At 37.7% G+C, this 8,634-nt stretch carries 8 protein-coding genes; 5 read left to right on the top strand and 3 right to left on the bottom strand.

Going from position 1 to position 8,634, the window contains the following annotated elements; translation table 11 throughout:
- Window positions 1–126: 126 nt before the first annotated feature.
- Both NZ519_09240 and bshC read left to right on the top strand, forming a co-directional pair.
- Window positions 127–519, top strand: a complete 393-nt coding sequence (locus NZ519_09240) for a hypothetical protein (GenBank protein MCS7028937.1) — start codon at window positions 127–129, stop codon at window positions 517–519.
- Complete coding sequence (bshC, locus tag NZ519_09235) at window positions 483–2,048, top strand: bacillithiol biosynthesis cysteine-adding enzyme BshC (GenBank protein ID MCS7028936.1); 1,566 nt, start codon at window positions 483–485, stop codon at window positions 2,046–2,048. Before NZ519_09240 ends, bshC begins: the two co-directional genes overlap by 37 nt.
- Here the strand turns inward: bshC and NZ519_09230 are convergent.
- Window positions 2,024–2,566, bottom strand: a complete 543-nt coding sequence (locus NZ519_09230) for an RNA methyltransferase (protein MCS7028935.1) — start codon at window positions 2,564–2,566, stop codon at window positions 2,024–2,026. The two genes, bshC and NZ519_09230, sit on opposite strands and share 25 nt — an antisense overlap.
- Window positions 2,567–2,610: 44 nt before the next feature.
- On the opposite strand from NZ519_09230, the gene NZ519_09225 reads away from it, so the two are divergent.
- From NZ519_09225 to NZ519_09215, 3 genes are all read left to right on the top strand, one after another.
- Window positions 2,611–2,748, top strand: coding sequence for a hypothetical protein (locus NZ519_09225; protein MCS7028934.1), 138 nt, complete (start codon window positions 2,611–2,613; stop codon window positions 2,746–2,748).
- Window positions 2,749–2,808: 60 nt separating this feature from the next.
- Entirely contained in the window at window positions 2,809–4,575 is a 1,767-nt protein-coding gene (locus NZ519_09220) for a WG repeat-containing protein (GenBank protein MCS7028933.1), read from the top strand.
- Window positions 4,576–4,717: 142 nt separating this feature from the next.
- On the top strand, window positions 4,718–4,885 hold the full coding sequence (locus tag NZ519_09215) for a hypothetical protein (GenBank protein ID MCS7028932.1): 168 nt from the start codon (window positions 4,718–4,720) through the stop codon (window positions 4,883–4,885).
- On the opposite strand, the gene rny is transcribed toward NZ519_09215, so the two are convergent.
- Together rny and aspS are read right to left on the bottom strand one after the other, a co-directional pair.
- Window positions 4,866–6,470 (bottom strand): ribonuclease Y, encoded by a 1,605-nt coding sequence (gene rny, locus NZ519_09210; GenBank protein MCS7028931.1) that lies wholly within the window; start codon window positions 6,468–6,470, stop codon window positions 4,866–4,868. The genes NZ519_09215 and rny overlap by 20 nt on opposite strands.
- A gap of 114 nt (window positions 6,471–6,584) precedes the next feature.
- On the bottom strand, window positions 6,585–8,330 hold the full coding sequence (gene aspS, locus NZ519_09205; protein ID MCS7028930.1) for an aspartate--tRNA ligase: 1,746 nt from the start codon (window positions 8,328–8,330) through the stop codon (window positions 6,585–6,587).
- Window positions 8,331–8,634 lie beyond the last annotated feature (304 nt).

Below are 8,634 nucleotides of genomic sequence, written 5' to 3'. Positions count from 1 at the left end.
AAGCGTTAGCGAAGTACCGAAGCGAAGCGCAGTGCGGAATGCCCCGACCCTTGCGTCAGCAAGGGGCACGCCCAAAATAAATTTTACAAAAACAAATAGCCTATCTTTACGTACCTTTGCAAAAGTATGACAAACTACATAAAAAACTTATCTCTCTTAATTTTACTTACAACTGTAATTCTGCTACCGATATTTTACGCGTGGGCAAACCAAACAGGAATATGGATAGCCAGTATTGCTATACTTACATCAGGTAGCATAGCCCTACTTTCCGCATGGATAATCTATCAAGGTATCCAAAACACTCAACATTATGTATTTATGAACAAAATTATTAGTAGTATGTTGGTCAAATTTGCATTAAGCATCTTAGCTACGCTAATTTGCGTATGGCAATTCAAACCCTTCAAAGTGCAGTTTGTCGTTGCTTTTTTTGTAACATACCTCGTTTTTACAATATATGAAGTAAAAAATTTAATGAAATGGGCAATGAACTCTCCTCGCGACATACAAAAATGATTGAACTACAAAAATTAGCTGCACTTCCCGCCCTTTTTCGCGACTATATAGATAAAAATCCCGAATTAAAACCCTACTACGGAACGCACTACACTGAAATCTCTTCGTTGGAAGATTTAGCTAAATTCCAAGACCAAAGGTCCATAGACCGCCAACTACTTTACTCTGTACTTACTCAACAGTATGAGGGCATTTCTTTGTATTCTGTTCAAAAAGAGAACCTACAAGCACTCAAAAATCCCAATACCTTTACCGTAACCACAGGACACCAATTATGTCTATTTGGGGGACCTTGGTTTGTGGCATACAAAATTTTGGCTACCATTGCGTATGCCCAACATCTCCAACAACTTTCCTCAAATTACAAAATTGTACCTATTTTTTGGCTAGCTTCAGAAGACCATGATATAGCAGAAATTCAATCGCTATCCATTCAACGAAGTAAAATATATTATCCTACTGATTATCAAGGTGTTACTGGAAATTTACCGTTAAAAGGTATACGTGATACTCTTGACCTTGTTTTTACACATCTTGAAAAAGGTATTTACGCCCCTGCAATAAAAAAAATACTCACTCAAAGCTATCAACCTCATTTTACATTAAAGCAAGCTACTCGGCTTTTTATTCAACAAATGTTTGGGCATTTAGGCATACTTGTTTTAGATGCCCAAGTAAATGAACTTAAATCAAAATTTTTACCTATTGCTCAACAAGAAATAGAACAGAACACTACTTATACAAAAGTTCGGCAAACCTTAGCAGAGTTGCACCAGCTAGGCTATAAAACCTACGCCAATCCTCAACCGATTAACTTGTTTTACATTTATGATAACTATCAGCGCGAAAAGTGGAATGCTCAAAAACATACCATTAACTTTAATAGACCGTATCACATTAGTCCGAATGTGCTGCTAAGACCTCTTTATCAAGAACTTATTTTGCCCAACCTTGCTTACGTGGGCGGACCTAATGAAATTGCCTATTGGCTATCTCTCAAAGGCACTTTTGAAGCATTTAGTGTTCCTTTTCCTATTTTAGTGCCGAGATATTTTGGTTTGCAAATCCCTTCAAACTATTTAGCTTGGATAAAAAAACACGAAATTGATCTTTTCACGCTGCTGCATACAACCCAAGAGAAATTTTTAGCCGATTATTTTCAAGCTCAAATAGACCAAGATACAGAAGTTCAAAAGATAAAGCATAAATGGGAGCAGTTTAAGCAAACTTTGATTGACTACACGGTGCAGCAAAAATTGGGTTTAGAGGCTTCGGCTATGGCAGCTATAACTCGCATGGAAAAACACTGGTCGCACTTTTACACAAAGATTCGTAAAGAAAAACAAAGAAATGCATCTATCTTTCATCAAAAATTAAGTGAATTATACAACTATCTTTTACCGCATAATACTTGGCAGGAACGTTCCGAAAGTTATTTAGATACTTATGCAATATATGGAAACGCACTTTGGTCAAGCATTTTACAAAAGCCAATTACTGAACCTTATTTTTGGATTTGGGAGATATAAAGCCAATGCCATAAAACTATTCCTGTGGCTACGCTTACATTTAGGGAGTGTTTTGTGCCAAATTGTGGAATTTCTACGATTGTATCGCACTGTAAGAGGGTTTCTTGGCTTACACCATCTACTTCGTTACCCACGATAAAGGCAGCGGGCTTTACGGCAGGTAAATTTTGTAAGAGAGTACTTTTATTAGTTTGTTCAAGGGCGATGAGAGTATAACCATCGGATTTGAGTTGTTGTAAAAGGGAGTTAATTTGATGGTAGTGTTCCCAATTTACGCTTTCTATGCTTCCTAATGCTGTGCGCATAATGTCTTTATGCGGGGGCGTAGGTGTATAACCGCATAGGTATAGTTTTTCAATAGCAAAGGCATCGCAGGTTCTGAAAATAGACCCTACGTTCATAGCTGATCGTACATTTTCTACTATCACTACTGCGGGAAATTTTTTACTTTGCTTGAAGGCTTCAATTGACAGACGATTTAGTTTATCCAACTTCAATTTTTCAAGTGGTTCAGACATGTTTGTTTAATGCAAAGATAAGGGATATGTTTTTGAATAATTTTTTGGGCGTGCCCTTTTGGGCATTTCGCTGGCGCTCATGCCCAAAAGGTCGGCGTGCTACGGGCTACGCTAACGCTTCGGTGCTGCGCTTCGCTTCGCACCGTGCTGACGCACGCCCTTCGCATGCCTCACGCAAATAGCTCATTATCAAAAGAATATCTAAGCTTGCAGCAAAAAACAAAATTTTTTATCTTCGTAACATGAAGCTTTTTGTGTTTCAAGAAGGAATTCTTGAACGGATAACTTTACACAGTAATCCTATATCTCAATGGGGCGAGGGGCAAATCTATCGTATTCAAGAACCCTCAGCTTATACACAATACTGCGTAAAACTCTATAAATCTACTCAAATTACGAAAGAAAAAATTGAAAAACTCAACTACCTTTATCAAAATAATTCTGCTGCTCAAACGGAGTCCTCTCTACTATGGATACAAGGCTTAGTCTATGATTCACAATGCAATTTCAAAGGCATCCTAATACCTTATGCAGAAGGATACTCCGTAAAGTATTTGACTACCTTCAACTTCCCTATTGAACATGTAAATTCCGTTGATCTTTCTCAATACCAAAAATTTGATCGCAAACATGCTGATAGTTTTGTAGCTAAGTTGAAAGTGTGTTACAGTATTGCTAAAGCCATTACAAAGCTGCACGCAAGCCAACAGTACGTACATGGGAATATCAAACCTGAAAACTTAATTTTTGATTACACAGGTAAAGTATATTTAGCAGATTTAGATAATGTACAAATTGTACAGAACGGTAATAAAGTATTTTCAGTTTCAGCTTACAGCCCTGAATATCTACCGCCTAGCTACCAGCATGCAGAGATTAAAAATATAGTTTTAGAACCTTTTGTGGATGTATTTAGTATGACAGTAATATTTTACCACATTTTAATAGGGATACATCCTTTTGCAGGGAATAGTTTTAAGCTGCCGTACAAAAACGTAGTAGATATTCCTAGCGCTATCAAAGAGCGATTAGTTCACTTCGGAGAGAAACGAGAGTATTTTGAACAAATACCCCCAGAACACGGGCATTTTAGCCAATTACCTGAACCTTTGAAAGAGTTTTTCTTGAAAGTATTAGGTAAAGAAGATACACAAAAAATGGCAATAAATTGGTCAAATAGAATATATCTTGTTTTGTCTTCAATCAATTCTACAAAACATAACGAAAACGCAAATACTAAAATTATTCGTCATTCTGAGGGAGGTAAATATGGCTTTCGCACAGCTAAAGGTAAGATAGTTATACCTTGCAAGTACGATTATGTTTGGGGATTTAAGAAAGGACTAGCCAAAGTAAAGTTAAATGGTAAGTACGGCTATATTGATTTGAAAGGTGAGGAAATTATACCTTGCAAATATGAAAAAATTTCTAATTTTCAGGAAGGAGTAGCCGAAGCAAAATTGAATTGTAAGTGGGTGCTTCTTAATCAAGAAGGCGAAGAAATTACACATCGTAAATATGATAGCATTGGAATTTTCTGTGAAAATTTAGCTATAGTGTCATTAAACGGCAAGTACGGATATATCAATATAAAAGGTGAAGAGGTTGTGCCTTGCAGATATGATTATATTTTTCCTTTCCATGAAGGTTTATCTCAAATACAATTTAACGGTAAATGGGGATACATCAATCAAAAAGGAGAGGAAGTTATCCCATGCAAGTACGAATATGCTGATTGTTTCATAGAAGGTTTAGCTAAGGTAAAATTAAATGGTAAGTACGGATACATTAATTCAGATGGAAAAGAAATTGTTCCGTGTAGATACGATTTTGTTCAGGCGTTCAGCGAAGGTTTAGCAGCAGTACAACTGAATGGTAAGTGGGGCTTTGTCAATCGAAAAGGGGATAAAGTTATTCCATGTAAATATGATGAAGTAGAATCTTTTAATCAAGGTTTGGCTGTGGTAAGGATAGCTAAAAGCTGGTACAAAATAGATATACAATGGTAATGAGCTAGAACACAAATATAAACCTCCGTTTTGGCGAAAAAAGTTTGATGAATAGAGTTTTTGCAAAAAAGTTTTTAAGTGTTAAAGATGACACAGGTTTGTAGAGTAGGTTTTTATGTTAGAAATTCTTCTTGCGTGAGGCATGCGGAGGGTGGGCGTTAGCCCAGTGCGGAGCGAAGCGCAGCACCGAAGCGATAGCGTAGCCCGAAGCACGCCGACCTTGCCCCACACAAGCGCAAGCGAAGTGTGGGCAAGGGCACGCCCAAAAAAATCAATGAAAATTAAACCTTTTACTTTGCGTAAGCTATAGAACGCTTTTCACGAATAACAGTAATTTTAATCTGCCCAGGATACTGCATTTCATCTTGTATGCGGGTAGAAATGTCATGAGATAACATATCCGCTTGTTGATCAGAAACCTTATCAGCTTCTACCATTACACGAAGTTCCCGCCCTGCTTGAATGGCGTAAGTTTTACTTACCCCAGGGTAAGACATAGCAATAGCTTCTAAATCTCTTAGACGTTTGATATAACTTTCAATTACCTCTCGTCTTGCCCCAGGTCTTGCTCCTGAGATAGCATCACAAGCTTGGACAATCGGACTAAGCAAAGTAGTCATCTCAATTTCATCGTGGTGCGCTCCAATCGCATTACATACATCTGGTGCTTCACCGTACTTTTCGGCTACACGCATCCCTAAAATCGCATGAGGTAGCTCAGGTTCATCTGTGATTACTTTTCCAATATCATGTAAAAGTCCTGCTCTTTTGGCTTTTTTGGGATTCAAGCGAAGCTCTGCTGCCATAATTGCACAAAGATTAGCTACCTCGCGGCTGTGTTGAAGCAAGTTTTGCCCATAAGAAGAGCGATAACGCATTCTACCTACAATTTTGACCAATTCAGGATGTAAACCTGTAATACCTAAATCTAATACTGTTCTTTGTCCAATTTCAGCAATTTCTTCCTCAATATCACGGGCGGTTTTGGCAACTACCTCTTCAATTCGGGCGGGATGAATACGCCCATCAGCTACTAATCGCTGCAAAGCCACACGGGCAATTTCTCTGCGCACAGGGTCAAACGCAGAAAGAATAATTGCTTCTGGAGTATCATCTACAATAATTTCAACACCTGTAGCAGCTTCCAAAGCCCGAATATTTCGCCCTTCTCTACCTATAATTCGCCCTTTTACTTCATCATTCTCAATATGAAAGACACTGACACAATTTTCAATAGAATGTTCAATTGCCGTGCGCTGTATAGTCTGAATGATAATTTTACGTGCTTCTTTATTTGCATTGATTTTAGCTTCATCCATTACGCTTTTTACATAGGCAGCTGCTTTGGATTGAGCTTCTTCTTTAATCTGTTCTATTAGCTGCTTTTTGGCTTCCTCCGCGGATAGCCCTGCTATTTTTTCTAACATTTCTGTTTGTTCTTTGTGCAGCTGTTCAATTTCTTTTTGTTTGAGTTCCAATTTTTCTAACTTTTGTTTTACCGCTTCTTGCCCTTTGAGATATTCCTCTTGCTGCTTAGCCAAAACTTGCTGGGCTTTATTAAATTCTTGCTGTTGCTTTTTGAACTCCTCAATTTTTTGATTGAGTGTAGCTTCTCTATGTTTTATTTTGCTTTCTAGTGTAGCAATTTCTACTTGCTTTTTGGCAAACTCTGCTTCTTGCTGTATTTTTAGTTCGCTAAGTTTTTCTTTTGCTTCTAATAGTTTTTGATTTTTGAGATTTTCAGCTTTTGTTTCTGCTTCTGAAAGGATGAGTTTAGCTTTTTCTTCTGCGGCGAGCTCTTTTTGTTTTAATATAGTTATGAGCAAGTATCTTCCTATCCCAACGCCAACAGCTAAACCACTTATTCCTACTATGATATATGTCAGGATTTCCATACATTGAGCGAATAATTTATGCAAATATATGAAAACAACGGCAAATTTGCTATTTAGGTAAGTCATTCATGTATAAACTGCACAAACAAGTTAACTTTGTGTGTAATTCAAACTCTAATTTTTTATTTCTATTCCAAGTTCGTTCATTAAGCTAGGGTCAATGGAAGATGGGGCGTCAATCATTACATCTCTGCCCATATTATTTTTGGGGAATGCCATCACATCTCGGATGCTATCTGCACCTGCAAAAAGCATAACCCACCTATCTAAGCCAAAGGCACAACCTGCATGAGGGGGCGCACCATACTCAAAAGCATTCATTAAAAAACCAAATTTTTGCTCTGCTTCCTGGGCAGATAACCCTAAAACCTCAAACATTTTTGCTTGCAAAGCTTTATCGTGAATCCGAACTGAACCTCCCCCTATCTCCACTCCATTGATTACTAAATCGTATGCATTAGCCCGTACTTTGGCATTATCTACTCCTAAAAGGGGAATATCCTCCGCCTTAGGCGAAGTAAAAGGATGATGCATCGCATACCAACGCTTATCCTCTTCACTCCATTCTAAAAGAGGAAAATCTACAACCCATAAACAAGCATATTTATTTTTATCCCTTAATCCTAGCTGTGAAGCAACTTCTAAACGCAGCTCTGAAAGCTGCTTACGAACTTTATTCGTTTGACCTGAAAGTATCAAAATTAAATCGCCAGGTTCAGCCTTAAATTTTTCTTTCCATTTTAGTCTTTGTTCAGGGGAATAGAACTTATCTATATTAGACTTTACACTTCCATCGGCTTCTATACGGGCGTATACTAATCCACTTGCACCAATTTGAGGTTTCTTGACAAAATCGGTCAGATAGTCTATTTGTTTACGCGTAAATTGCCCTGCACCTTTGGCACATATTCCTACTACTAACTCTGCGCTATCAAAAACAGCAAAACCACAACCTTTGGTAACATCATTAAGTTCTACAAATTTCATATCAAAGCGAATGTCAGGTTTGTCAGTACCGTAGTTTTTTATTGCTTCTTCGTACCGCATGCGGGGTAAATCAGGAATGTCTATTCCTTTTAAGGTTTTGAAAAGATACTTAACTAATCCTTCAAAAGTTTGTAGTACATCTTCCTGACCAACAAAGCTCATTTCGCAGTCTATTTGAGTAAATTCGGGTTGTCTATCTGCGCGCAAGTCTTCATCACGAAAGCACTTTACAATCTGGAAATACCTATCCATGCCTGCTACCATTAAGAGCTGTTTAAAAGTTTGCGGACTTTGCGGAAGAGCATAAAATTGTCCTTTGTTCATACGGCTAGGCACTACAAAGTCCCTTGCCCCTTCGGGAGTGGATTTAATGAGCATAGGCGTTTCTATTTCTATAAAACCTTGTGAATCCATGTAGTAGCGTACGGCTTGGGTAAACTTATGTCGTAAAATAAGATTATCTCTCAATACAGGTCTGCGAATGTCCAAGTATCTATATTGCATGCGTAGCTCTTCGCTGCCGTCTGTTTCATTTTCAATTAAAAACGGAGGAATTTTAGCCGTATTGAGTATTTTTAAGTCAGATACTACAATTTCTATTTCACCTGTGGACAAATTCGGATTTTTAGAAATTCTTTCTATTACTTTACCTGTAACTTGAATAACTGTTTCTCGTTGTAATTGCTTAGATTGTTCGTATAGTTTTGCGTCATATTGTGGGCTAAATACCAACTGTGTAATTCCGTATCTATCTCGTAGATCTACAAAGTTTTGTTCTTTAAGCTCGCGAATGCGTTGTACCCACCCGCACAAGGTAACTATCTCATTTTGATTAGATAAACGTAGTTCTCCGCAAGTGTGAGTTCTGTACAAAGTTTTCATGATACTTGCAAAAATGGTAAAAATATCATTGTAAATTGGTTATATTTTATTGGTGTGATATTGCAATTGAAACGGATGCAGATATAAGTGCTGATTTTCAGTAAGATAAAAGCTGCGAAGGTCTTGTATTCTTAATATTCTTAAGGTACAAAGCAGCTGCTATTTGACTAAAAAACCTTTTCATGTTGATTAAGTCTGAAAGATGATTTGATTTTTTAATTTTTTGGGCGTGCCCCTTGCTAACGCAAGGGTCGGGGCATTCCGCACTACGCTTCGCTTCGGTGCTTCGCTAACG

It is taken from the genome of Bacteroidia bacterium (assembly GCA_025056095.1).
Classification (GTDB): domain Bacteria; phylum Bacteroidota; class Bacteroidia; order JANWVE01; family JANWVE01; genus JANWVE01.
This window is presented reverse-complemented; position numbering and strand designations above follow the sequence as displayed.

What these genes read in the sequence shown, in the direction of transcription:
- NZ519_09215 (MCS7028932.1), top strand. Translation starts at nt 4,718, where the DNA reads ATGCGGAGGGTGGGCGTTAGCCCAGTGCGGAGCGAAGCGCAGCACCGA.
- rny (MCS7028931.1), bottom strand. Translation starts at nt 6,470, where the DNA reads ATGGAAATCCTGACATATATCATAGTAGGAATAAGTGGTTTAGCTGTT.
- bshC (MCS7028936.1), top strand. Translation starts at nt 483, where the DNA reads ATGGGCAATGAACTCTCCTCGCGACATACAAAAATGATTGAACTACAA.
- NZ519_09240 (MCS7028937.1), top strand. Translation starts at nt 127, where the DNA reads ATGACAAACTACATAAAAAACTTATCTCTCTTAATTTTACTTACAACT.
- NZ519_09230 (MCS7028935.1), bottom strand. Translation starts at nt 2,566, where the DNA reads ATGTCTGAACCACTTGAAAAATTGAAGTTGGATAAACTAAATCGTCTG.
- NZ519_09220 (MCS7028933.1), top strand. Translation starts at nt 2,809, where the DNA reads ATGAAGCTTTTTGTGTTTCAAGAAGGAATTCTTGAACGGATAACTTTA.